Source organism: Streptomyces sp. NPDC048636, from assembly GCF_040650655.1.
In the GTDB taxonomy this organism is placed as follows: Bacteria; Actinomycetota; Actinomycetes; order Streptomycetales; family Streptomycetaceae; genus Streptomyces.
The window spans coordinates 233,493-256,916 of sequence record NZ_JBEZHR010000004.1; the positions used below are offsets into that span (position 1 = coordinate 233,493).

Below are 23,424 nucleotides of genomic sequence, written 5' to 3' on the forward strand. Positions count from 1 at the left end.
TGCCCCATCACACAAGAGAATAATAGTTCACAAAGCGGATATTTCGCTCACCCTGCTGAGCGGGGCGGCTACCGCGCTCCGGGGATCCGGCCGGTGGTGACGACGGCGTGGGCGACCTGCCGCAGCTTGATGTTCTGGTCCTGCGAACTCTTCTTCAGCACCTCGAACGCCTGGTCCTCCGAGACCTTGAACCGCTCCATGATGATGCCGAGCGCCTCACCGATCTCATTGCGGGTCTCCATCGCGGTGTGCAACTGGGCGGTGCTACGGGCGCTGGAGAAGGCGACCGCCGCATGAGAAGCGAGGATCCAGCCGGTGTTCTCGGAGCCGGCGGTGAAGACACCGGGCCGCGAGGAGTACATGTCCAGCGCTCCCAACGTGCCCTCCTCGGTGAACAGGAGGAAGCCCATCATGCTGCCGACCCCCAACTCCCGGGCCCGAGGGGCATAGCGGGGCCAGCGCGACTCGCTCGTGGTCAGATCCTCGATGCGGTACGCCTCGTGCAGTGTGCGGGCCGCGTCGAAACAGGGGCCCTCCCCCGCCTCCTCCTGAGCCTTGTCGGACTGGTGCACCAGATCGCTGCTGGCCGCCAGCGTCCGCACGCTCTCCCGGCCCTCCAGCACGAGCACGCCCGCGTTCTCACACCCCTCGACCAGGCTCACGGCGTGCCGGACGATCTCATCGAGAGTGCTCTGCACCGAGGGCTGCGCCAGCAGTGTCCGCGACATCTCCGCCACCGCCACCGCCAGCTCTTCCCATGTGCGCCGCTCGCCCATGGCACCTCTTCCGCTCTGGTCTCCTCCGCCGCCGCTCGGGGCGGCCATCAGCCTTCCATACGGCGCCGCTCCCCCGGGCCGGGGCACGCCACCGTCCCTCACACGGCCGGAGCGGCGGGGCGCCGGGATCCGATCAGCAGCGGGAGGCCATGCGCTGCCCGGCCGGCCCCGCGCAGGGTAGCGAGACGCCCGGCTCGCCCGGCTCGCCCGGCTCGGCGACGACGAGGGGCGGCGCCTGGCGCTCGCTGACGATGACCACGGCCATCGCCACCAGGATCAGCGCACCGCCGATCATCGTCCGATTCGTGAGCGTAGCCCCGATGAGCACACTGAACATCGCCACGAACAGTGGCTCGCAGGCCATCACCACAGCCGCGCTGGCGGCGCTGACCCGGCTCTGCGCCCAGGTCTGTGCCCCGTACATGCCGATCGTCGCCAACAGGGTCAAGTAGACGATCCAGCCCCAGCCCGCCGGGGTGTCGGGCAGGTCGAGCCCGGTCGGCACCGCCCAGCACGCGGCCATCACCCCCGTGCCCAGAATTTGCAGCGTGGCCAGACCGTAGACCTTGTCGGCGGAGGAGTGCTCCGACAGAAGCGCCATCTGTGTCGCGTAGCAGAGCGCGCTGGTGAGCGTGAGCCAGCTGCCCAGGCTCAACGAGACGCCGTTGAAGGAGATCACGGCGAGTCCGGCCATCGCGGCCACCACCCCTCCCCATACGCCCCGGCTCACCCTCGTCCCGAACAGCGACCACGCCACCAGTGGTGCCAGGACGACGAACAGCGAGGTCAGGAAGCCGGACTCGGAGGCAGGTAGAGAGTGCTGCCCCTCGACCTGCAACACCGTTCCGGCTCCCAGGCACAGCGCGAGCGCCAACCCGACGAGGGTGTCCCGGCGCCCCAGCGACCACACCGCCCGGGGCCGCGCGGCCAGCATGATCAGACCGGCCAGCACAAAGCGCACGGCCACCAGGCTCGCCGTGTTCATCTCGGCCAGGAGCCAGACCGTCGCGATATAGCTCCAGCCCCATACGGCAGCGGCACAGACCAGGGCCGCCATGGCCACTCGCCGACCCGTCCCCGCCCGCTGCGCGATGGTCATGAGATTCCCCCCTTGCTGTGCGTAGCCGCTACCGGTCCACCATGTCCGCCGTAGCGTATTTATTGACTGACGAGTTAGTCAATAAGCATGGTCGAACCAGGTCAGGGGCGCGTAGCCGAGAAAAGAATCATCAAGCGTTACTGAATGACTCGACAATAAGAACCCGGGACGCCGCGCGCGGCGTGGGGAGATGGACTCGTGTGCCGTGCCGTCATGACGCCGAGGCTGAGATCGAGGGCCCCGGAAGCCGGGCAGGTGCCGCCGCCACGAGGGCTTCGCACGGCGGCAGTTGGCGGTGCGGTGCGCGGGCCTGCGGCAGCGCCGCGCCCGCTCTCCGGCCACTGGACAGATGGCGGAGGAGGCCGTCCACCGGACTCGGTGCGCTGTCGCCCTAGGTGAAGAGGCCGATGTAGGACGACGCCAGGCCTGAGACAAGCCAGAACAACCCGAAGGCCATACCGATGATCAGTAGTACCGCCAGCACATGGTCTATCTTGTCGACCAGTCTGAGCGGAGGCCGGGGCTCCAGGTCACGTGAGCTCATTCGCTCAATATACGACAAGAAGTACGCACGCGTGAACGCATGTTCATTCCCCTCGTCTTCCGGCTTCACCTGGCCTCCAGGTCAAGGGCGACATCGGTGATCATGTCCTCCTGGCCGCCGACCATGCCCCGGCGGCCGACCTCGACGAGGAGGGAGCGGGTGTCCAGGCCGTGGCGGATCGCGGCGGTCTCGGCGTGGCGCAGGAAGCTGGAGTAGACCCCGGCGTAGCCGAGGCTGAGGGTTTCGCGGTCGACGCGGACCTCGCGGTCCTGGAGCGGGCGGACCAGGTCGTCGGCGGCGTCCATCAGGGGGAAGAGGTCGCAGCCGTGTTCCCACCCCATCAGGTCGGCGACGGCGACGAAGGCCTCCAGGGGGCAGTTGCCCGCACCGGCGCCCTGACCGGCGAGGGAGGCGTCGACGCGGACGGCGCCGTGCTCCACGGCGACGAGGGAGTTGGCGACGCCCAGGGTGAGGTTGTGGTGGGCGTGGATGCCCAGCTCGGTGGCCGGGTCGAGGACGTCGCGGTAGGCGCGGAAGCGGTCGCGGACCCCGTCCATCGTGAGCCGGCCGCCGGAGTCCGTGACATAGACGCACCGGGCGCCGTAGGACTCCATCAGCTTGGCCTGGCGGGCGAGTTCGGCGGGTTCCGCCATATGGGACATCATCAGGAACCCGGCGACGTCCATGCCCAGTTCGCGGGCGGCGTGGATGTGCTGGGCGGAGATATCGGCCTCGGTGCAGTGGGTGGCGATACGGACCGAGCGGATGCCGAGGGCATGGGCCTGCCTCAGGTCGTGGACGGTGCCGATACCGGGGAGCAGCAGCGTGGTGGGGACCGCGTGCCGGGCGCTGTCGGTGACGGCCTCGATCCACTCCCAGTCCGTATGCGCGCCGATGCCGTAGTTGATGCTGGAGCCGGAGAGCCCGTCGCCGTGGGCGATCTCGATGGCGCCGACCCCGGCCGCGTCCAGGGCGGTGGCGATGGCGCGGGCCTGGTCGACGGTGTACCGGTGCCGAATGGCGTGCATACCGTCCCGCAGGGTGACGTCCTGGATGAGCAGCGGGCCGGGCCGGGCGGTGTCGGCGGTGGTCATCGGGGCTCCCCCTGGGTGTTGCGGTGGGCGGCGACGCGTTCGGCGGTACGCAGTGCGGCCGAGGTCATGATGTCGAGGTTGCCGGCGTAGGCCGGGAGGTAGTGGGCGGCGCCCTCGACCTCGAGGAAGACGGAGACACGCAGCGCGGGGCCGGTGGCGCCGGGCGGCAGCAGCGTGCGCAGCGGGTCGTCGTCGGCCACCCGGTCGAACTGCACCCGCTGCTTGAGCCGGTATCCGGGGACGTAACGCCGTACCCGCTCGGCCATCTCCTCGACGGAGGCGGTGACCTCCTCGGTGGCGCACTCGGAGATCAGACAGTGCACGGTGTCCCGCATGATCAGCGGGGGTTCGGCCGGGTTGAGGATGATGATCGCCTTGCCCCGGGCGGCGCCGCCGACCTGTTCGACGGCGCGCGAGGTGGTCTCGGTGAACTCGTCGATATTGGCGCGGGTGCCGGGTCCGGCGGAGCGGGAGGCGATGGAGGCGACGATCTCGCCGTAGTGCACGGGGGTGACGGCGGCGATCGCGGCCACGACCGGGATGGTGGCCTGGCCGCCGCACGTGACCATGTTGACGTTGGGGGCGTCGAGGTGGGCGGTGCCGTTGACCGGGGGGACCACATAGGGGCCGAGGGCGGCCGGGGTCAGGTCGACGAGGGTCCGGCCCAGGGGGCGGAGCACCTGGTCGTGGCGGTGGTGGGCACCGGCCGAGGTGGCGTCGAAGACGATCTCCACATCGGTGAACTCGTCCATGGCGACAAGGCCGTCGACACCATCGTGGGTGGTGGCGACCTTGAGGCGGCGGGCGCGGGCCAGACCGTCGGAGCCGGGGTCGATGCCCGCCATCGCGGTGATCTCCAGGCTCTCGGAGAGCCTTAGCACCTTGATCATCAGGTCGGTGCCGATGTTGCCGGAGCCGATGACGGCGACCTTGGTGCGGGCGGCGGTGTCCCGGCCCATCGGGGTGTGCGGGCCCATCGGGGTGTGCGGGCCCATCGGGGTGTCCGGGCCCATCGGGGTGTCCGGGCTCAACGGGGTGTGCGGGCTCATCGGCTTTCTCCTTCGGCGGCGAACCGGACCCGAACCGAGCCCACATGGGATATATGGGCTTCGAACGCATCGCCGGGGGCGGCGGGGACCATCGGGCCGAGCGCACCGGTCAGCAGCGTTTCCCCGGCGCGCAGCGGGTCGCCCCGCCGGGCCAGGGTCGAGGCCAGCCAGGCCGCGGCGGCGAGGGGGCTGCCCAGACAGTCGGCGCCGGTCCCTCGGGAGACGGTGGCACCGGAGCGCTCCAGGGTCATGGTGACCGTGCTCAGGTCGAGGGCGCCGAGCGGGACCGGACGGTCCCCGAGGACGTAGAGGCCGCAGGAGGCGTTGTCGGCGACGGTGTCGACGATGGAGATGTCCCAGTCCTTCACCCGGCTGTCGACGATCTCCAGCGCGGGGAGCGCGTACGCCACCGCGCGGAGCACATCCCGCGGGGTGCAGATGTGCTGCGGCAGATCCCTCTCGAGGACCAGCGCGACCTCGGCCTCCACCTTGGGCTGGAGCAGCAGTCCGGCCGGGACCACACCGCCGGGGACCGCCATATCGGCGAAGAGGGTGCCGAAGTCGGGCTGGTCCACGCCGAGCTGGCGCTGTACGGCCGGGGAGGTCAGCCCGATCTTGCGGCCGGAGCTCCGGCGGCCCTCGGCCAGCGCGCGGAGGACGGTGAACCGCTGGACCGCGTAGGCGGAGTCGATGTCGCCCTCGTCGAAGAGGGTGCGCACCGGCGGGCAGGGCATCAGGGTGCGGGCGGCCCGCTCGAGGGCGTCGGCGGCCTGGACAACAGGGGTGAGTGCGGTGGAGTCGGGGGGTGAGGTCATGGGGCGGGCTCCGGGAGAGGGGAACGGCGACGGGTTCCGGTATAGACAGCGCTCGGCCGTCGCGGCAAAGTTTGTTCCGTGACACGGAACAATCGCGCCGGGAACATGATGGACAAAGCGGCGGAAATCCTTGATTGCTTCGCTCCGGAACAGGAGTTGTACCGCCTGTCGGAACTCTGCGAGAAGACCGGGCTGGCCAAGCCGACCGTGCACCGGCTCGCCGCCGAGCTGGTCCGGCTCGGGTGGCTGGAGCGCACCGGGAACCGGTACCGGCTCGGGGCGAAACTCTTCGAGCTGGGTTCGCGGGTGCCCCGGCGGCGCGATCTGCGCGAGACGGCGCTGCCGTTCCTCCAGGACCTCTTCGAGGCCACCCGGGAGACGGTCCACCTGGGCGTCCGCGAGGGTCTCGACGTGGTGTACCTGGAGCGCATCCACGGCCATGACGCGCTGCGGCTGCCCTCCCGCATCGGCGGCAGTCTGCCGCTGAGCTGCACCGGGGTGGGCAAGGCGCTGCTCGCCTTCTCCGGGCCGGAGCTGACCGGGGAGGTGCTGTCCCACCCGCTGCCCAGCCTCACGCCCCGCTCGATCACCGACCCGGCGCTGCTGCGCTCGGCGCTGGAGAAGGCCCAAGTCGCCGGGCTCGCCTACGAGGAGGAGGAAGCCACTCCGGGGGTCAGCTGCATCGCCGCGCCGGTGTTCGCCCGGGGGACGGTGGTGGCCGCGCTCTCGGTGGCGGTGCCGCGGGAGCGGTTCAGCGCGGCGCGGCTCGCTCCCGCCGTCCGTACGGCCGCTCTCGGTCTCTCCCGCGTCCTGCGCGACGGAGCCAGCAGCTGACCGGCACCTGACCGGGGCTCGGGGCGGGCGCGCGCGGCGCTGGGTGGCAGGGGGTTCCGGGGAGTCGGCTACTGTCGTGGCGTGGAGATGCCCCGCCTGTTCGACGGCCGGCTCAAGGTACGTCATCTGCTGCTGGTGGACGCCCTCTCGCGGCAGGGCACGGTCGTCAGCGCCGCCGCCGAACTGCATGTGACCCAGCCCGCCGCCACCCGCAGTCTGCACGAGGTGGAGGACATCCTCGGTGTCGAGCTGTACGAGCGCGGCCCGCGCGGGGTGACCCCGACGGTCTTCGGCGAGGCGTTCACCCAGCACGCGCGGGCGGTGCTGGCACAGCTCATCCAGGCCGGGCGGCATGTGGTGGAGCTGGCCGAGGCGGACCGCGGGACGGTGGTGGTCGGCTCCCATCTGGCCGGGTCGAACATCCTGCTGCCGCGGGCCATCGCCGCGCTGAAGCGCGACCACCCGTATCTGACCGTGATCGTGCGCGAGGCCTCCCCCGAGGAACTGCTGCTGGAGCTGGAGGCGGGCCGTATCGACCTGGTGGTGGGCCGGCTGACCGCGCCTTCCGGCGAAGGGCTGATGCGGCGTCCGCTCTACGAGGAGTCCATCGAGCTGACGGTACGGGCCGGCCATCCGCTCGTCGGGACGCCCGGGATCCGGTTCGCCGACCTGGTGACCTACCCATGGATCCTGCCCGGTCCGCAGACCGCACTGCGCGGCGAGGTGGAGGCGCTGTTCGCCCGGCACGGGCTCGGCCTGCCGGAGAACCGGGTGGAGACCACCTCCTTCTTGACCGTACGTCAACTCCTGCTGGACACGGATGTGGTGGCCGCGCTGCCCGCGCTCCTGGTGCGTGACGACAGCAGGCTGGCGCAGCTGCCGGTCCCGCTGGAGGCCGTCGGGCACAGCGTGGGGGTGACCGCCTCGGCCACCCGCACGCTGAGCCCGTCGGCACGGGCGATGACCCGGAGCCTGGAGGAGGCCGCCGCGGGGATGTCCGGCGCGGGCCGCCCGCCGGGGGCTCAGGAGCCCGGTCCGGACGGGACGGGGCACGGCGGACCGGGGGAACGTCACAGCCCCAGGTAGCGCTCGGCGTTACCGCGCTCGATCTTGCGCCGGGCCCGCGCGGAGAGGAAGCCGCTCTTGCCGACCACCGCGCCCACCGGACGTTCGCCCAGCGGATAGGGGTAGTCGCTGCCGACCATCACCCGGTCCTCGCCGACGGTGTCCACCAGCAGCCGCAGCGCCCGGTCGTCGAAGACCACCGAGTCGACGTAGAAGCGGTCCAGATAGTGCGAGGGCGGGTGTTCCGAGGTGCCGATCACGTCGTTCCGCCCGTACCAGGCGTTCTCCATACGGCCCAGCCAGAAGGCGAACGAGCCGCCGCCGTGCGCGAAGCAGATCCGCAGCCGCTCGTCGACCCGGTCGAAGACCCCGCCCAGCACCATGGCCAGGATCGACAGATGTGTTTCGGCGGGCATCGCGGTCAGCCACCGCGCCATCCACCGGTCCAGCCGGGGCGAGCTGTCCATGTCCCAGGGGTGTACGAAGACCGGCATATCCAGCGCCGCGCAGTGCTGGAGGAAGGTGACCACTCCGGCGCTGTCCAGGTCCTGGTCGCCGACGTGGTTGCCGATCTCGACGCCCCGGTGTCCGTCCGCGACACAGCGCTCCAGCTCGCGGCAGGCGGCGTCGGGGTCCTGGAGGGGCACCTGGCAGAACGGCAGGAGCCGGGTGGGGGCCGGGGCGACGATCTCCAGCGCCAGGTCGTTGAAGATCCGCGCGATCTTCGCCGCCTCGGCGCCGCCGCTCCCGTAGGAGAAGAACGCCGGGGTGGGCGAGACCACCTGGATGGCCACCCCGTCGTCGTCCATGTCACGCAGCCGGAGTCCGGCGTCCCAGCAGTCCGCCTGGATACGGCGGAACTCCTTCGCCCCCGCCATGATCATGGCCTCGGACTCGGACTCGACCCGCAGCCACGGGGCTTCGGGCCCGCCCAGCGTGGAGAGGTCCGGCCAGCCGTGCGGGACGTAGTGGGTGTGGACGTCGATCAGGTCCGCCACCGCTCAGCCCTTCCCGGGGTGCAGGGCGCCGCAGGCGGGGCAGGTACGGGCCTTCTCATCGCGGTAGAACCCCGAGAAGACCGGCGGCAGATCGGCCACGATGTCCCGGACCTGGAGCTCCACCTCGTGCACCGGCGCGCTGCAAGCGGGGCAGTACCAGAGGAACTTCTCCAGGGTGCCCTCCTCCCGGACCCGCTCGATGACCAGGCCCACCGAGTCCGGGTCGGGCCGCTGCGGGGAGTGCGGGACATTGCCCGGCAGCAGCCAGCACGAGCCCTCCGGGATATGTACGGTGTGCGGGCCGTCATCGGTCATCAGGTTGACGTGCATATCGCCCTTGACCTGGAAGAACCACTCCTCGTACGGGTCGAGGTGGAAGTCGGTGCGCTGGTTCGGGCCACCGACGATCTGCACGATGAAGTCGTCGCCGAGCGCCATGGTCCGGTTGTTGACCGGGGGCTTGAGCAGATGGGCGTGGTCGGCGATCCAGCCCTGGAAGTCGATCACGGCGGGGATATCGGTCATGAGGACTCCTTCGTGGCCGCATCCGGCACATGGGCCACGGCCTGGATCTCGATCAGCAGGTGGGGATGGGGCAGCTGGTGCACGGCGACGGTGGTCCGGGTGGGACCGCCTTCGTCGAAGTACTCGCCGTACACCTCGTTGTAGCCGCCGAAGTCGTTCATGGAGACCAAGTAGCTGGTCAGCTGGACCAGATGGGTGAGGTCGGCGCCCACGTCGGCGAGGATGTCGCGGATGTTCTCGATGACCGCCCGGGTCTGCGCCCGGATATCGAGGTCGGTGGTGCCCATCTCATCGGTGCGGACCCCGGCGAACGTATTGTCCGGACGCCGCGAGCTGGTGCCCGAGACGTAGACGAAGTCTCCCGCCCGGCGCAGATGCGGGAAGCGGCCCCGGGGAGTGGCCTTCCCGGGGACGACGCGTGCCCCGTCCATCACACCCCCCGCACCGTGACGCTGCCGAGCCCCGCGACCTCGGCGCGGGTGGTCCCGGCGACGAGCGGCAGCGCGGCGGTGGCCGCTCCGGCGAGGATCACCTCTCCGGCGCGCAGCGGGATCATCCGCCGGTGGCAGATGTCCCGCAGCGCGTGCAGCGCCCGGACGGGGTCGCCGAGGATCGCCGAGGTGGAACCGGTGGCCTCCTGCACACCACTGGTCAGCAGGACCTTCCGGTCGCCGAGGTCCTGCGGTGGGCTCCAGGGGCCGAGGACATAGGCGGCGGCCGAGGTGTTGTCGGCGATCACGTCCTCGTAGGTGAAGCGGAAGTCGCGGTAGCGGGAGTCGATGATCTCCAGTGCGGGAGCCACCGCGTCGACGGCCCCCACCAGGAAGGACGTCGGGTCCCCGGGGTCCACGTCGTAGCCGAGCCGGTAGGCGATCTCCGGTTCGACCTTGGGGTGGATCAGCCCGGCGAGCGCGAGGTCCCCGTCGTCGGCCACCCGCATGGCGTCGGTGAGGCGGCCGACGATGACCTCACTGACACCCATCTGCGCCATCTTGGCCTCGCTGGTGAAGCCCAGCTTGACCCCGGTGAGCCGTTCCCCGCGGGCTCGCCGCCGGGCGACCAGCGCCCGCTGGACGGCGTACGCGTCGTCGACGTGCAGGGAGTGGGTGTCGGCCAGGCTGGGGGTGGCGGTCCGGGTGGTCCGCGCGGTGTCCAGCCGGTCGGCCAGGGCCGCTGTGGTCTCCTCGGTGATCACCGGGCGCCTCCCCGGGAGCCGCCGACGGGACGGGCGGGGGTCCGTCCCACGGCCCGTCGGCGCGGGGCCTGTTGTGCGGTCATCTCCACGATCGCTCCTCGTTGCCGTCCGTCCGTCGAGGCGGCGGCCGGTCTCTGTCCCGGGTGGGTTCCGGCGCGGACCCGCGCCGGGGGGTCATAGCTGGACGCAGACATTGGTGGGCTCGGTGTAGAAATGCAGCGACGCGTCACCGCCCTCGCGGCCCAGACCGGAGAGGCCCATCCCGCCGAAGGGCGAGCGCAGGTCGCGCAGGAACCAGGTGTTGACCCACGCCACCCCGACCTCCATCGCCTGGGCCACCCGGTGGCCGCGCCGCAGGTCCCGCGTCCACACCGAGGCGGCCAGCCCGTACGCGGTGTCGTTGGCGAGCGCCACGGCCTCCTCCTCGGTGTCGAACGGGATCAGCGCGGCGACCGGGCCGAAGACCTCCTCGCGTACCGGCCGGGCGGTGTTGTCCAGCCCGGTCCAGAGGGTCGGTTCGAACCAGGAGCCGCCGTCCAGCCCGTCGCCCAGTGCGGGGACGCCGCCACCGGTGAGGACCGTCGCGCCCGCCTGTTCGGCCAGCGCCGCGTAGCCGCGCACCTTCTCGCGGTGGGCCTGGGAGATCAGCGGGCCGGTGGTGGTGGCCGCGTCGGCGGGGCGGCCCAGCCGCAGCGCGCGGGCCCGTTCGGCCAGCCCGTCGGCGATATCGGCGAAGACGGCCCGCTGGACGTAGACCCGCTCGGTGCAGAGGCAGACCTGCCCGGTGTTGGCGAACACCGAGCGGGTCAGCCCGTCGAGGGCCTCATCGAGGTCGGCGTCGGCGAAGACCACCGCCGCGTTCTTGCCGCCCAGTTCGAAGGAGACCGGGCGCACCCGGGGTGCCACGGTCCGCATGACCTGGGCACCGGTCGCCGAGGAGCCGGTGAAGGTGACACCGTCGATCCCCGGGTGGGCGGTGAGGTGTTCGCCGGCCGAACCGGACCCGAACCCATGCACCACGTTGTAGGCGCCGGCCGGCAGTCCCGCGTCGGCCAGCACTTCGGCGAGCAGCGCGGCGGTGCCCGGCGTCTCCTCGCTCGGCTTCACCACCACGGCGTTGCCGCAGGCCAGGGCCGGGGCCACCTTCCAGGTGAGCAGCAGCAGCGGCAGATTCCACGGGACGATGACCGCGACCACGCCGAGCGGCTTGCGCACCGCGTAGTTGAGGGCCTGCCGTCCACCGGGCAGGTCGGTCATGAACGACTCCTGGCCGGCCGCGGCGACCACGTCCGCGAAGGTGCGGAAGTTGGCGACGGCGCGGGCCACATCCAGTTCGCGGGCCTGGGTGACGGGCTTGCCGGTGTCCGCGACCTCGGCCGCGACGAACTCCTCGAAGCGCTCCTCGATCAGCGCGGCCGCCCGCCGCAGGACCTCGGTGCGCTCCCGCACCGGAGTGGCCGACCAGCCGGGCACCGCGCGCCGGGCCGCCCGCACCGCGCGGTCCACCAGCGGCGCGCCGGCCTCGTGGACACGGGCGTGGACGAGGCCGGTGGCCGGGTCGATGGCGTCGAAGCCCTGCCGTTCATCGGGCTCGACGAAGTGTCCATCGACGAAATTGCTGATCCAGCGCGGGGTGGGTGCCGTCATGGCTCCCACCCTGGAACCCGCGGCCATGCGTGACAAATGACCTTCTCGCGGCCCGCTATACCCATTTCCGCATGGCGTCTTTCCGCCGGGCGGGGCCCCGGTGGCGGGTCCTCGGCCGCCCGCTATAGCGAAACCGCTATGGCGGCGCCCTGGTTCGGTATTTGTGCGCCCTGTGCCGTGCCATCAGGATCCAGCGATACACACCGCACCCCCCGCCGCCACCGAGAGGTCTCCCCATGAGCACAGCACGGCCCGCAGGGGGCGTCGCGAGCAGGACGGCGATCGCCACCCTCGTCGGCACCACACTGGAGTGGTACGACTTCTTCCTCTACGGCACGGCCGCCGCTCTCATCTTCAACAAGCAGTTCTTCCCCTCCCTCAGCCCCACCGCCGGTACCCTCGCCTCCTTCGCCACGCTCGCCGTCGGGTTCATCGCCCGGCCCTTGGGCGGACTCGTCTTCGGACACTTCGGCGACCGGGTCGGCCGCCGTGCGACCCTCGTCGTCTCGCTGCTCCTGATGGGCCTGGGCTCCACCCTGATCGGTCTGGTCCCCACCTACGACTCCATCGGGCTGTGGGCCCCCGTCTCCCTCGTCCTCCTGCGTGTGGTGCAGGGCATCGGGCTCGGTGGCGAGGGGGCCGGTGCCACCCTGATGTCGATGGAGCACGCCCCCGCCGGACGGCGCAACCTCTACGCGGGCTTCCCGCAGATGGGCACCCCGGCCGGTCTGATCGTCGCCAACCTCGCCTTCCTCGGCACCAACGCCCTCGCCGGGGAGGCCACGTTCACCGCGTGGGCATGGCGCGTCCCGTTCCTGCTCAGCATCGTGCTGGTGGCGGCGGGGCTGGTGATACGGCTGCGGATCGAGGAGTCCCCGTCCTTCGACCGTGTACGCGAAGAGGGCGAGGTGGCCCGCTTCCCGCTCGCCGCCGCCATGCGGGTGGGTCTGCCACGGCTCGCGCTGACCCTGCTCGCGGTGGTGGCAAACTCCGCCGTCGCCTACGTGTTCATGGTGTTCACCCTGTCCTACGGCAGCCAGCACGCGGGCTACGACAAGCAGTTCCTGGTCCTCGGGGTGAGCGGGGCCGCGGTGCTGTGGTTCGCCACCATCCCGGTCTGGACCGCCGTCGCCGACCGGCACGGACGGCGCACCATGTTCCTCGCCGGGTCCGCCGCCATCCTGGTCTGGTGCGGGGTCTTCTTCCCGCTGCTCGACACCGGGAATCCGGCGCTCGCCCTGGTCGCCCTCGCGGGCATGGGGCTGATCATCCCGGTGACGCACTGTGTGCAGGGCGCCATCATCGCGGACACCTTCCCGGCCCGGGTGCGCTACTCCGGTTCGTCCCTGATCCTCCAGGCGGGTGCCGTCCTCGGCGGTGGACTCGCCCCGATGATCTCCACCGCGCTGCTCGGTCCGGATGCCTCCTCGACCGGCGTCACCTGGTACCTCGTGGCCATCTGTGCGGTGAGCCTGATCGGCGCGGTGGCCCTGTTCCGTACGGTCCCCGAGCCGCGGCCGGAGGCCGGGGCCGCCGCCCGGCTGCCCGAATTCGCTGGAGAGGCGTGAGCGGCGGCCCCGTTCTGCGCAGCGGTCCGCTCCGCTATGCCACCGCCCGCCGGTTCGGCCTCCCCCGGCCGGTGTCCGAGCGGGAGCGGACCCCGCCACATGCCCTGATCTGCCCGCAACTCCCGTCCCGGCTGGACGCGGTGATGGGTCCGCCCCGCGACCGGATCCCCCAGGACGAGGACTGTCTCCAGCTCTCCGTCACCGCGCCCGGGACCGGCGGCGGAGGGCACCCGGTGGTGGTCTGGTTCCACGGTGGCGGCTTCAGCAGCGGCTCCGGACTGTGTGCCTGGTACGACGCCGGACGGCTCGCCGCCGAGGGCGGGCTGGTGGTCGTCAGCGTCAACTACCGGCTGGGCGCGCTCGGTTATCTGGTCCTCGACGGTGTGTCCGAGGGCAACCTCGGCCTGTACGACCAAGTGGCGGCGCTGTGCTGGGTCCAGGACCATATCGCCGCGTACGGCGGTGACCCGGGGAACGTCACCGTCGTCGGACAGTCGGCGGGTGCCCTCTCCGCCGTCCTGCTGATGCGCATGCCCATGGCGCGGGGGCTGTTCCGGCGGGTGGTGTTGCAGAGCGCACCGCTCGCCATCGCGGCCCGCCCGGTGCGGGACGCGGCGGAGACCGGCCGGGTCTTCGCCGACCATCTGCGCCGGATCGGTGCCGCGGACCCCCGTACGGCGCCCGTCGCGGCCCTGCTCGCCGTGCAGGCGCGCACCGCCGCCGACCACCGGGAGCGCACCGGCAGCACGCTGGAACCGCCGTTCACCCCGGTCACCGGGGTTCCGGCGCTGCCCGGCACCGGACTCGACCCGGGGGTGCGCGGTACGGACGTGTTCTACGGATGGAACGCCGATGACATGTCCGCCTTCCCGCCGGGCCGCGACGACCCCGCCGAGGTGTGTGAACGCACCCGGCTCGGCTACCGGGAGCCGCTGGCGCGGCTCGCCGCCGAGCTGCGGCGGGCGGGCGCCCGGACCCATGCCTACCGGCTCGACTGGCGTCCGCCCGGCACCCGGCTGGGCGCCACACACTGCGTCGAACTCCCGCTGCTGCTCGGGCAGGAGCGGGCCTGGTACCAGGCCCCGATGCTCGGTTCCACACCCTGGCCCGAGATCGCCGCCCTCGGCCGTGCGGTCCGTGGCGCCTGGATCTCCTTCGTCCGTACGGGCACCCCCGGCCCCCTCCCCGCCCCGCTCACCGACCCGTACGCCGGGGCCCTCCCGGATGCGCCGCTCACCACGACGGGGCCCTTCCGCGGTCCGCACAGTGCCGCCTGAATCACCTATGCGGGCTGGTCGGTTCCGCCGATCCGGGCACGGACATGTGCCGGGGTCAGCTCGCACTCCTCGGCGACGAGGTCGAGGAAGGCACCGGTGACGGAGTCCGGGCTGCTGTGGGTGTACGCGGTGAGGGTCCGGCGGATCGGCGGATCCGGCCGGAACAGCCGACCCGTGAAGTCACCGGGAATGTTGCTGCCCGGGACGAGTGAGAGCCCCATCCCGGAAGCGGCGAAGTTGGCCGCGAAGGGGGCCTGTTGGGTGCGTACGGCGACGCGGGGCCGGAAACCGGACGCGGTGCACGCCTGGTCGAGGACATCGGCGAGCCCACTCCTGGGTGTGAAGTGGACCCATTCACGATCGGCGAGGTCCGCGAGGCGGACGGAGCTCCCGGAGACCTCCGCCACCAGCCGGTCGTCGTCCGAGGCGACCACGATGAACTCCTCGGCGCCGAGGTAGCGGACGGTTCCCTGCCACGCCGCCGGCGGAGGGCCGATGGCGATGTCGGCCTGGCCCTCGCTCATCGCCTCGGCCAGGTCGTTCATGTGCTGGTACTCGAAGAGGGTGATGCGCATATCCGGGTGGCGGGCGCGCCACGCGGCGAGGACCTTGGGCAGGACGCCGTAGCTGATCGAGTACAACGTCGCCAGCTGGAGATCGCCGGAGGCGAGGCCCGTGGCCCGGCGGGCCGCCGTCATCGCACGCCGCGCGTCGGCGATGGCCGCGCGCGCCAAGGGCAGCATGGCCCGCCCGGCGGCGGTCAGCCGGACCCCGCGCGGCAGCCGTTCCACCAGACGGCCACCGACCTCCTTCTCCAGCGCCTGGAACTGGTGTGAGAGACCGGGCTGGGTGATGTTCAGCCCGGCGGCGGCGCGGGTGAACGATCCCTCGTCCGCGATCGCGATGAAGTACTCCAGCTGACGCAGCGTAGCCATGCGCTCAGCTTATCGATACGACAAGATTCTGTCCTTGGACGCATGGGTGCCGGGTGGTGCAGGCTGTGAACACAGCGGGACACCGCGAAGGACCGCCACGAAAGACCTGGCAGTCCCCCTCTCCCCCTCTCCTTTCCCTCTCCTCCGAACAGGATCCGTCGTGCCCGTTCCGTCGCGCCCTCCGTCACTCACGGTGGGTAACATCTCGCTCTCGTTCCACCGCGCCGCCGCGGCGGTCGTGCGCCGCGTCCTGGAGGACGCCGGCCATGAGGTGCACAGCGTCGAGGCCCCGCACGAGCAGCTGTTCGGCCTCCAGGCGGCGGGGGAGATCGATGTGCTCGTCTCGGCCTGGCTGCCCGCCAGCCATGGCACCTACCTGGCCCGGTACGAGGACGACGTCCAGATGCTGGACCCGCACTACGCGCCCTACTGCGTATGGGCCGTGCCTCCGTACGTACCCGTGGAGGGGGTCGCCGAGGTCGCCGACCTGCTGCGGCCGGAGGTCGCCGACCGGATGACACCGACCCTCGACGGCATCAACCCCGGGGCCGGAATCAGCCGCTTCTCCGCACGCATGATCACGGAGTACGGGCTCGACCGGGCCGGTTACGCGTTCCGGCCCGGAACCGAGCAGTCGTTCATCAGCCGGGTGGAGCGCGGCATCGCCGAGCGGGAATGGTTCGTCATCCCGATCTGGCGGCCCCAGTACCTCAATCTCGTCCATGGACTGCGCGCCCTCGCCGAACCCAAGGGGCTGCTCGGCGGGACGGACGCGGCGACCCCGGTCGTCACCAAGGCCGCCTTCGCCACCCTCGCCCCGGCCGCCCTGGAGCGGCTGCGTGCGCTGCGCCTGGGCAACGACGGCGTCGAGGCGATCGACAAGCTCATCAATGTCAACGGGCTCGCACCGCTGGACGCGGCCGACCGGTATCTGCGGGACGCGGAACGCATGGCCCGCTGAAACCCCCGCGATCCGTCGCCACTCGGCCACTTCCCACCCATCACATCACCCACCACCCCCTCGCACACAGGAGACCGACCCATGTCCACCACCTCCCTCAACCAGGGCCTCGACCACATCGCCCTGCGCGCCTATGACCTCGACGCCACCGTCCGCTTCTACACCGAGGCGCTCCAGTTCCGCTTCCTCAACGAATGGACCGCACCCGAGGCGGGGGTGAACCGCTGTGTGTTCCTGGACGCCGGTGACGACCGGATCATCGAGATCTTCGATGCCGCGTCCACCCCGCCCGGTGGCTCGGCCACGGCGCTGTCACCGGAGGACGTGCGCCCGAGCGCCGAGGAGCGGGCGCGGAACGCCGCGCTGGTCCACTTCGCGGTGCGTACCGACAACCCCGCCGAGCTGTTCCGGCGGGCGGTCGAGGCGGGCGCCGAGCCGCTGATGGCCCCGGCCGAGGTCGAGGCGAAGGGCGACGCCCCGATGACCCTTCAGGTGGCCTTCGTCCATGGTCCGGACGGCGAGGTCATCGAGTTCATCAGGCGGCCCGCGCTGCGCGACGCGTAGCGGGACGCCGAGGGAGGGACGCGGGGGCACCGGCAGCGCACATGCTCCGCTACGCCTTCTCGTCCCTCCCCACAGCGTCCTCCGCCGGTCCGTCGACGAGGCGCAGAAGATAGGTGTCCATGATCCAGCCGTGCCGGGTCCGTGCCGCGGCACGGACCCGGCTGATGTGTTCCGCGACGTCCGACAGCCGGCCGGAGACGAGGAGTTCGTCGGGCGTCCCGAGGTAGGCACCCCAGTAGATCCACACCTCGTCGCCCTCGAACCGGGTGAACGACTCATGGGCGTCGAGCATCACGACGATGTCGGCGTCGCCGTTGAGGTCCGCCTCCGCGAGCCTGCGCGCGGGGGTGATGTGGACCGGGCGTCCGACCTGGTTCAGGGTGATGCCATGCCGGGCCGCCAGCGTGGAGACACTGCTGATCCCGGGAATCACCTCGACTCCGAGGGCGAGTGTGCCCCGCGCCTCGATCTCGGCCAGGATCCCCAGTGTGCTGTCGTACAGGGCGGGATCGCCCCACACCAGGAACGCGCCGGTCTCCCCCGGTGCCAACTCCCCGCGGATGAGCCGCTCGTAGACGTCGGCGCGGCGGCCCCGCCAGTCGTGGACCGCGGCGGTGTACGCGCCGCGGCCCTCCGTCGTCCGGTCGCGCCACGGATCCTCCGCCTCGACGACGCGGTAGGGCGTCCGGGCGTGCTCCTCGAGCATGTCGCGCCGGAGATCGGTGAGTGCGGACTTGTCCCGCCCCTTGCCGAGGATGAAGAAGACATCGGCGCGGCGCATGGCCTTCACCGCCGCGAGGGTCAGATGGTCCGGATCACCGGCTCCGATGCCGATGACGAGGAGGTGGCGCTGGTCCATGCTCATGGTGAGGGCCTTCTGGGCGGGGGGTCGGGGACGGGCGGACTCTGCGCTCACTCCGCGGGCCGCGCCACCGGATACGGCACAAAGGTGCTGCTGTGCTGGTCGATCCGGAGCGCGTGTCCGAGGGGCGGGGCCGCGCGCTGGGGGCAGTCGAGGCGTTCGCAGGCGCGGCAGCCCATGCCGATCGGGGTGGCGGCGGACGCGTTGTCGAGGTCGAGACCGCCCGCGTAGACGAGGCGGTGGGCGTGCCGGATCTCGCAGCCCAGGCCGATGGCGAAGGTTTTGCCGGGTTCGCCCCAGCCGCCGCGGTGCCGGGTGACCGCACGAGCCGTCCAGAGGTAGCGCTGACCGTCGGGCATCTCGGCGATCTGGACGTGGATCCGGCCGGGGGCGGCGAACGCCTCGTAGACGTTCCACAGCGGGCAGGTGCCGCCCGCGCGGGAGAAGTGGAAGCCGGTGGCGGACTGCCGCTTGGACATGTTTCCGGCCCGGTCGACGCGGACGAACGAGAACGGTACGCCGCGCAGCCGGGGGCGCTGGAGGGTGCTCAGCCGGTGGCAGATGGTCTCGTAGCCGAGGCCGTAGCGGTCGGTGAGACGTTCGATGTCATAGCGCACCTCCTCCGCCGCGGTGTGGAAGGCGCGGTAGGGCAGGATCAGCGCGGCCGCGAAGTAGTTGGCGATGCCGATACGGGCCAGGGCGTGGGCGGGTGAGCCGTGCGGGAAGTCCTCGACGGCCTGCTGGTCGAGCTCATCTCCGTATTCGAGCAGCGCGAGTTGGGTCGCCATGCGGAACGCGCGCTGCCCGGGGCGCATCCGCGTCGACAGGTGCAGGGTGCGGGCCGCTTCGTCGTAGTGGTGCAGACGCTCCCCGGTCGCGGCGGCCAGCCGGACCCCATGGCGGTCGGCGAGGCGGGCGGTCAGCGCGGGGAGTACCTCGCCCGGCCGGATACCGATCTCCTGGGACAGCTGCTCGGCCGCGAGGTCGGTGGCGTGGAGGTAGTTCTGACGGCGGTAGAAGAAGTCCCGGATCTCCTCATGGGGTGAGCGGGGTTCCTCCTGGTCGGCGCCGCGGCCGTCGGTGGCTCCGGCGAGGCGTTCGGCCAGTTGCTGGTTGCGGCGGCCGAGGCCGAGCAGGACCTGCGCCACCGCTGGCATCCGCGCCGCAAGATCGGCCAGGTCCACCGTGGAGAGCCGGGCCTCGGCGAGCTCACCGGCCAGCGCCTCACGGAGATCCGCCACCAGCCGGGTCGTATCGCGTTCGGAGAAGAAGCCCGGGTCGATACCGAAGGCTTCGGTCAGCCGTAGCAGGACCGGGACGGTGAGCGGGCGGGAGTCATGCTCCATCTGGTTCAGATAGCTGGGTGAGATGGCGAGGACCCGGGCCAGCTCCGCCTGGCTCATCCGACGCTCCTCGCGCAGCCGCCGCAGGCGCGCCCCCGCGTACGTCTTTCCCACCGTGTGATCCTCCGTGTCCGGGTGCGGCCAGCCTATGCCATACGGCCCGCCACCCGCCCTTCGCAAAGTTGGCAATCCACACGCGGAAGATTCGCAAAAGTTGGCATGAGTCCACGCTTGATGGCACTCAGTGCCAGTGCCAGTGTCTTCAGTGCGGCCCGCCGGACCTGGCGACCATCGACGGTGAACCACGGTGTGACGGTCGGCCGCGGTCCAGCGATGCGACACACAGTGCCACTCCCTGCGCCCCCAGGCAGGGACTTGGCAATCAGCACAGACGAGGAGACGGTGACAGTCATGGCAGAGGCGAGGACGCGGGCGGCCGAGGAACTGGCGCGGCGCTGGGCCACCGACCCCCGGTGGCAGGGCATCGAGCGCACCTACACCGCCGACGAGGTGATCCGGCTGTCCGGCAGCATCCGCGAGGAGCACACGCTCGCCCGGCGCGGCGCCGAGCGGCTGTGGCGGCAGTTGCACGAGCGGGACTACCTCCACGCGCTCGGCGCGCTGACCGGCGGGCAGGCGGTGCAGCAGGTGAAGGCCGGTCTTCAGGCCATCTACCTGTCCGGGTGGCAGGTGGCCGCCGACGCCAACCAGGCCGGCCACACCTACCCCGACCAGAGTCTGTACCCGGCCAACTCGGTGCCGCAGGTGGTGCGCCGGATCAACAACGCGCTGCTGCGCGCCGACCAGATCGCCACCGCCGAGGGCGCCGGTGACACCACCGACTGGCTGGCCCCGGTCGTGGCCGACGCGGAGGCCGGGTTCGGTGGCCCGCTCAACGCCTTCGAGCTCACCAAGGCGATGATCGCGGCGGGTGCGGCGGGCATCCACTACGAGGACCAGTTGGCCTCGGAGAAGAAGTGCGGCCACCTCGGTGGCAAGGTCCTGGTGCCCACCTCGCAGCACATCCGTACCCTCAACGCGGCCCGGCTGGCGGCGGACATCGCCGATGTGCCCACCCTCATCGTCGCCCGTACCGATGCCCTGGCTGCCAACCTGCTGACCAGCGATGTGGATGAACGGGACGCCGAGTTCGTCACCGGTGAGCGCACGGCGGAGGGCTTCTACCGGGTCCGCAACGGTATGGAGCCGGTCATCGCCCGTGGCCTTGCCTACGCCCCCTACGCCGACCTCATCTGGGTCGAGACCGGTACCCCGGACCTGGCCCAGGCGCGCGAGTTCGCCGAGGCGATCCACGCGCGGTACCCGGACCAGATGCTGGCCTACAACTGCTCGCCCTCGTTCAACTGGAAGGCGTCGCTGGACGACGACCAGATCGCCAAGTTCCAGCGGGAGCTGGGCGCGATGGGCTACCGCTTCCAGTTCATCACCCTGGCCGGCTTCCACTCCCTCAACCACGGGATGTTCGACCTCGCCCGTGGCTACGCCGAGCACGGCATGACCGCGTATGTCGACCTCCAGGAGCGCGAGTTCGCCGCGCAGGAGCACGGTTTCACGGCGGTGAAGCACCAGCGGGAGGTCGGCACCGGCTACTTCGACCTGGTGTCCACCGCCGTCAACCCCGCCTCGTCCACCACCGCGCTGACCGGCTCCACCGAAGAGGAGCAGTTCCACTAGGCCCCTCGTCCCTCCCCCCTGGGCGCCGTCCGATCCGCCCCGGCCGAGCGGGGGTCGTACGACCGTCCCCGTCCGACCCCCGCTCCCTCCCTCCTCGAGGAGAACCCGATGTCCATCAGCGCACCGACCCGTCGCGTCCACGTCCTCGCGGCCCCGGGCGACCGCCACGACGAAATCCTCACCCCCGCCGCCCTCGACTTCATCGGTCGGCTGGCCGCGACGTTCGGCGAGCGCCGCCAGGAACTCCTGCGGGAACGCCGTCGCCAGGTGCTGCGGCTGGCCAGCGGCTCCGCGCTCGACTTCCCCCTGGTCACCTCCGCCGTCCGCGACGACCCGTCCTGGCGCGTCGCACCGCCCGCCCCCGGTCTCACCGACCGCCGCGTCGAGATCACCGGCCCCCCGGACCGCCGGATGGCGGTCAACGCCCTGAACTCCGGCGCCCGTGTGTGGATGGCCGACCTCGAGGACGCCACCGCACCCACCTGGGACAATGTGATCGGCGGACAGCTGACCCTGCTCGACGCCATCGAGCGCGGGATCGACTTCACCACCCCGGAGGGCAAGCGTTACCGGCTCGGCGACCGGCTCGCCACCATCGTCGTCCGGCCGCGCGGCTGGCATCTCGACGAGGCCCACCTGGAGTTCGACGGCCGCCCGGTGCCCGCCGCGCTCGTCGACTTCGGCCTGTACTTCTTCCACTGCGCCCAGCGGCAGATCGACGCCGGCCACGGGCCGTACTTCTATCTGCCGAAGCTGGAGAACCGCTACGAGGCCCGGCTCTGGAACGACATCTTCCGGGCCGCGCAGGATCTGCTGGGCATCCCCCGGGGCACCATCCGCGCCACGGTCCTCATCGAGACCATCACCGCCGCGTTCGAGATGGAGGAGATCCTCTACGAGCTGCGCGAGCACAGCTCCGGTCTGAACGCGGGCCGCTGGGACTACCTCTTCAGCCTGATCAAGACCTTCGGCCACCGCACCGACTTCCTGCTGCCCGACCGGGCGAAGGTGACGATGGCCGCCCCCTTCCTGCGGGCCTACACCGAACTGCTGGTCCGCACCTGCCACAAGCGCGGCGCCCACGCCATCGGCGGCATGGCCGCGCAGGTGCCGAGCAAGGACCCGGCCGCCCATGAGGCGGCGCTCGCCAAGGTGCGGCTGGACAAGGAGCGGGAGGCCGAGGACGGCTTCGACGGCTCCTGGGTGGCCCACCCGGGACTTGTGCCGGTGTGCCGCGAGGTGTTCGACGGGGTGCTGGGCGACCGGCCCCACCAGCTGGACCGCACACGGGACGAGGTGGATGTGACGGCGGCGGAGCTGCTGTCGGTGCGCCGGATCAGCGGTCCGCCCACCCCGGAGGGCGTGCGTACCAATATCGCGGTCGCGCTGGGCTACTTCGCCGCCTGGCTGCGCGGGCAGGGAGCCGTGGCCCTCGACGGCCTGATGGAGGACGCGGCCACCGCCGAGATCGCCCGGGTGCAGATCTGGCAGTGGCTGCGGCACCGGGTGATCGACCGGGAGACGGTGCTGCGTCTGCTCGACGACGAGGTGGCCGCGCTCGGCGCCGCGTACCCGTGGGCGCCAGTAGACGAGGTGCGGGCGCTCTTCGAACGCACCGCCCTGAGCGGCGAGTTGCCGCTGTTCTTCACCCCGGACGCCTACGCGGCCCACCTCGTGCGCACCACCGGAGCACGGGCGTGAACGGGAACATCCGGCGCGTCGGGGTGGTCGGCGGCGGTCAGATGGGCGCGGGCATCGCCGAGGTGTGCGCACGCGCCGGTCTTGACACGGTGGTCTGCGAGGCCGGTGCCACGGCCGCCCGCGCCGCGCGGGAGCGCGTGGCCGCCTCGCTGGACCGGGCGGTGGAGCGGGGCAAGCTGGAGGCGGAGGCGGCGCGGGACGCGCTGGCCCGTCTCATCTTCACCGGCAGCCTGGAGGACCTGTCCGACCGGCAGCTTGTCATCGAGGCCGTCATCGAGAACGCCGACGCCAAGACCGAGGTGTTCACCGCACTCGACAAGATCGTCGAGGACCCGGCGGCCGTCCTGGCGACAAACACCTCCGCCCTCCCCGTGATGCGCCTCGGCATGGCCACCAGCCGCGCCGACCGGGTCGTCGGACTGCACTTCTTCAACCCGGTCCCGGTACTGCCACTGGTGGAGGTGGTGACCTCGCTGCACACCGCCCCGGACACCATCGCCACCGTGGAGGGCTTCGCGGCGCGGACCCTCGGCAAGACGGTCGTCCACTCCCGGGACCGGGCGGGCTTCGTCGTCAACGCCCTGCTCGTCCCGTACCTGCTGGCGGCGGTCCGGATGGCGGAGTCCGGGTTCGCCACCGCCGCCGATATCGACGCGGGCATGGAACTGGGCTGCGCCCATCCCATGGGCCCGCTCAAGCTGGCGGACCTGATCGGGCTGGACACCGTCGCCTCGATCGCCGCATCGCTCTACGACGAATTCAAGGAACCCCTCTACGCCCCTCCCCCACTGCTCCAGCGCATGGTGGAGGCGAGGCTGCTGGGCCGCAAGACCGGCCGGGGGTTCCACGTGTACGGCCAGGAGTGAGCGACCTGGCG

Annotated in this window: 23 protein-coding genes; 9 read left to right on the top strand and 14 right to left on the bottom strand. The window is 71.4% G+C overall.

Going from position 1 to position 23,424, the window contains the following annotated elements; all coding sequences use genetic code 11:
• Positions 1 to 68 precede the first annotated feature (68 nt).
• The 6 genes from AB0C66_RS13915 to AB0C66_RS13940 all read right to left on the bottom strand — a co-directional run bounded on the left by AB0C66_RS13915 (position 69) and on the right by AB0C66_RS13940 (position 5,377).
• The gene (locus tag AB0C66_RS13915; RefSeq protein WP_362436913.1) at positions 69 to 776 is read right to left on the bottom strand and encodes a GAF and ANTAR domain-containing protein; all 708 of its coding nucleotides are present in this window, start codon (positions 774 to 776) and stop codon (positions 69 to 71) included.
• Between the two features lie 133 nt (positions 777 to 909).
• On the bottom strand, positions 910 to 1,875 hold the full coding sequence (locus AB0C66_RS13920; RefSeq protein ID WP_362436915.1) for a DMT family transporter: 966 nt from the start codon (positions 1,873 to 1,875) through the stop codon (positions 910 to 912).
• A gap of 391 nt (positions 1,876 to 2,266) precedes the next feature.
• Positions 2,267 to 2,419: a hypothetical protein gene (locus AB0C66_RS13925; protein WP_362436917.1), complete on the bottom strand. Its 153-nt coding sequence runs from the start codon at positions 2,417 to 2,419 to the stop codon at positions 2,267 to 2,269.
• A 65-nt stretch (positions 2,420 to 2,484) separates the two neighbouring features.
• The gene (gene dmpG, locus AB0C66_RS13930; RefSeq protein ID WP_362436919.1) at positions 2,485 to 3,513 is read right to left on the bottom strand and encodes a 4-hydroxy-2-oxovalerate aldolase; all 1,029 of its coding nucleotides are present in this window, start codon (positions 3,511 to 3,513) and stop codon (positions 2,485 to 2,487) included.
• Positions 3,510 to 4,472, bottom strand: coding sequence for an acetaldehyde dehydrogenase (acetylating) (locus tag AB0C66_RS13935; protein ID WP_362437379.1), 963 nt, complete (start codon positions 4,470 to 4,472; stop codon positions 3,510 to 3,512). Before AB0C66_RS13935 ends, dmpG begins: the two co-directional genes overlap by 4 nt.
• A gap of 86 nt (positions 4,473 to 4,558) precedes the next feature.
• Entirely contained in the window at positions 4,559 to 5,377 is an 819-nt protein-coding gene (locus tag AB0C66_RS13940; RefSeq protein ID WP_362436921.1) for a fumarylacetoacetate hydrolase family protein, read from the bottom strand.
• Between the two features lie 105 nt (positions 5,378 to 5,482).
• Here AB0C66_RS13940 and AB0C66_RS13945 point away from each other — a divergent pair, with 105 nt between their 5' ends.
• Positions 5,483 to 6,211 carry an IclR family transcriptional regulator gene (locus tag AB0C66_RS13945; RefSeq protein ID WP_362437381.1) on the top strand — a complete coding sequence of 243 codons (729 nt, stop codon included), beginning with the start codon at positions 5,483 to 5,485 and terminating at the stop codon, positions 6,209 to 6,211.
• An 81-nt stretch (positions 6,212 to 6,292) separates the two neighbouring features.
• Complete coding sequence (locus tag AB0C66_RS13950; protein WP_362436923.1) at positions 6,293 to 7,297, top strand: LysR substrate-binding domain-containing protein; 1,005 nt, start codon at positions 6,293 to 6,295, stop codon at positions 7,295 to 7,297.
• Here the strand turns inward: AB0C66_RS13950 and AB0C66_RS13955 are convergent.
• From AB0C66_RS13955 to AB0C66_RS13975, 5 genes are all read right to left on the bottom strand, one after another.
• The gene (locus AB0C66_RS13955; RefSeq protein ID WP_362436925.1) at positions 7,282 to 8,274 is read right to left on the bottom strand and encodes an amidohydrolase family protein; all 993 of its coding nucleotides are present in this window, start codon (positions 8,272 to 8,274) and stop codon (positions 7,282 to 7,284) included. The genes AB0C66_RS13950 and AB0C66_RS13955 overlap by 16 nt on opposite strands.
• A 3-nt stretch (positions 8,275 to 8,277) precedes the next feature.
• Positions 8,278 to 8,799 (bottom strand): 3-hydroxyanthranilate 3,4-dioxygenase, encoded by a 522-nt coding sequence (locus tag AB0C66_RS13960; RefSeq protein WP_362436927.1) that lies wholly within the window; start codon positions 8,797 to 8,799, stop codon positions 8,278 to 8,280.
• Positions 8,796 to 9,230, bottom strand: a complete 435-nt coding sequence (locus AB0C66_RS13965; RefSeq protein ID WP_362436929.1) for a RidA family protein — start codon at positions 9,228 to 9,230, stop codon at positions 8,796 to 8,798. The genes AB0C66_RS13960 and AB0C66_RS13965 overlap by 4 nt, the downstream gene beginning before the upstream one ends.
• Positions 9,230 to 9,994: a 4-oxalocrotonate decarboxylase gene (locus tag AB0C66_RS13970; protein ID WP_362436931.1), complete on the bottom strand. Its 765-nt coding sequence runs from the start codon at positions 9,992 to 9,994 to the stop codon at positions 9,230 to 9,232. The genes AB0C66_RS13965 and AB0C66_RS13970 overlap by 1 nt, the downstream gene beginning before the upstream one ends.
• 174 nt (positions 9,995 to 10,168) lie before the next feature.
• Positions 10,169 to 11,641: a 2-hydroxymuconic semialdehyde dehydrogenase gene (locus tag AB0C66_RS13975; RefSeq protein WP_362436933.1), complete on the bottom strand. Its 1,473-nt coding sequence runs from the start codon at positions 11,639 to 11,641 to the stop codon at positions 10,169 to 10,171.
• 236 nt (positions 11,642 to 11,877) lie between these two features.
• Here AB0C66_RS13975 and AB0C66_RS13980 point away from each other — a divergent pair, with 236 nt between their 5' ends.
• Positions 11,878 to 13,209 carry an MFS transporter gene (locus tag AB0C66_RS13980; protein WP_362436935.1) on the top strand — a complete coding sequence of 444 codons (1,332 nt, stop codon included), beginning with the start codon at positions 11,878 to 11,880 and terminating at the stop codon, positions 13,207 to 13,209.
• Positions 13,206 to 14,486 carry a carboxylesterase family protein gene (locus tag AB0C66_RS13985; RefSeq protein WP_362436937.1) on the top strand — a complete coding sequence of 427 codons (1,281 nt, stop codon included), beginning with the start codon at positions 13,206 to 13,208 and terminating at the stop codon, positions 14,484 to 14,486. The genes AB0C66_RS13980 and AB0C66_RS13985 overlap by 4 nt, the downstream gene beginning before the upstream one ends.
• A 5-nt stretch (positions 14,487 to 14,491) precedes the next feature.
• Here the strand turns inward: AB0C66_RS13985 and AB0C66_RS13990 are convergent, their stop codons facing one another.
• Positions 14,492 to 15,421, bottom strand: a complete 930-nt coding sequence (locus AB0C66_RS13990) for a LysR family transcriptional regulator (protein ID WP_362436939.1) — start codon at positions 15,419 to 15,421, stop codon at positions 14,492 to 14,494.
• Between the two features lie 193 nt (positions 15,422 to 15,614).
• Between AB0C66_RS13990 and AB0C66_RS13995 the strand changes: the two genes are divergently transcribed.
• Together AB0C66_RS13995 and AB0C66_RS14000 are read left to right on the top strand one after the other, a co-directional pair.
• Entirely contained in the window at positions 15,615 to 16,382 is a 768-nt protein-coding gene (locus AB0C66_RS13995) for a glycine betaine ABC transporter substrate-binding protein (RefSeq protein WP_362436941.1), read from the top strand.
• Between the two features lie 81 nt (positions 16,383 to 16,463).
• The gene (locus AB0C66_RS14000) at positions 16,464 to 16,946 is read left to right on the top strand and encodes a VOC family protein (protein WP_362436943.1); all 483 of its coding nucleotides are present in this window, start codon (positions 16,464 to 16,466) and stop codon (positions 16,944 to 16,946) included.
• Between the two features lie 49 nt (positions 16,947 to 16,995).
• On the opposite strand, the gene cobF is transcribed toward AB0C66_RS14000, so the two are convergent.
• Both cobF and AB0C66_RS14010 read right to left on the bottom strand, forming a co-directional pair.
• Entirely contained in the window at positions 16,996 to 17,811 is an 816-nt protein-coding gene (cobF, locus tag AB0C66_RS14005; protein ID WP_362436945.1) for a precorrin-6A synthase (deacetylating), read from the bottom strand.
• A 47-nt stretch (positions 17,812 to 17,858) separates the two neighbouring features.
• A complete protein-coding gene (locus AB0C66_RS14010) occupies positions 17,859 to 19,265 on the bottom strand; it encodes a short-chain fatty acyl-CoA regulator family protein (protein ID WP_362436947.1) in 1,407 nt (468 codons plus the stop codon).
• Positions 19,266 to 19,562: 297 nt separating this feature from the next.
• Between AB0C66_RS14010 and aceA the strand changes: the two genes are divergently transcribed.
• From aceA to AB0C66_RS14025, 3 genes are all read left to right on the top strand, one after another.
• The gene (gene aceA / locus AB0C66_RS14015; RefSeq protein ID WP_362436949.1) at positions 19,563 to 20,846 is read left to right on the top strand and encodes an isocitrate lyase; all 1,284 of its coding nucleotides are present in this window, start codon (positions 19,563 to 19,565) and stop codon (positions 20,844 to 20,846) included.
• Positions 20,847 to 20,954: 108 nt separating this feature from the next.
• On the top strand, positions 20,955 to 22,547 hold the full coding sequence (gene aceB / locus AB0C66_RS14020; RefSeq protein ID WP_362436951.1) for a malate synthase A: 1,593 nt from the start codon (positions 20,955 to 20,957) through the stop codon (positions 22,545 to 22,547).
• A complete protein-coding gene (locus tag AB0C66_RS14025; protein ID WP_362436953.1) occupies positions 22,544 to 23,413 on the top strand; it encodes a 3-hydroxybutyryl-CoA dehydrogenase in 870 nt (289 codons plus the stop codon). Before aceB ends, AB0C66_RS14025 begins: the two co-directional genes overlap by 4 nt.
• The last annotated feature ends 11 nt before the right edge of the window (positions 23,414 to 23,424 follow it).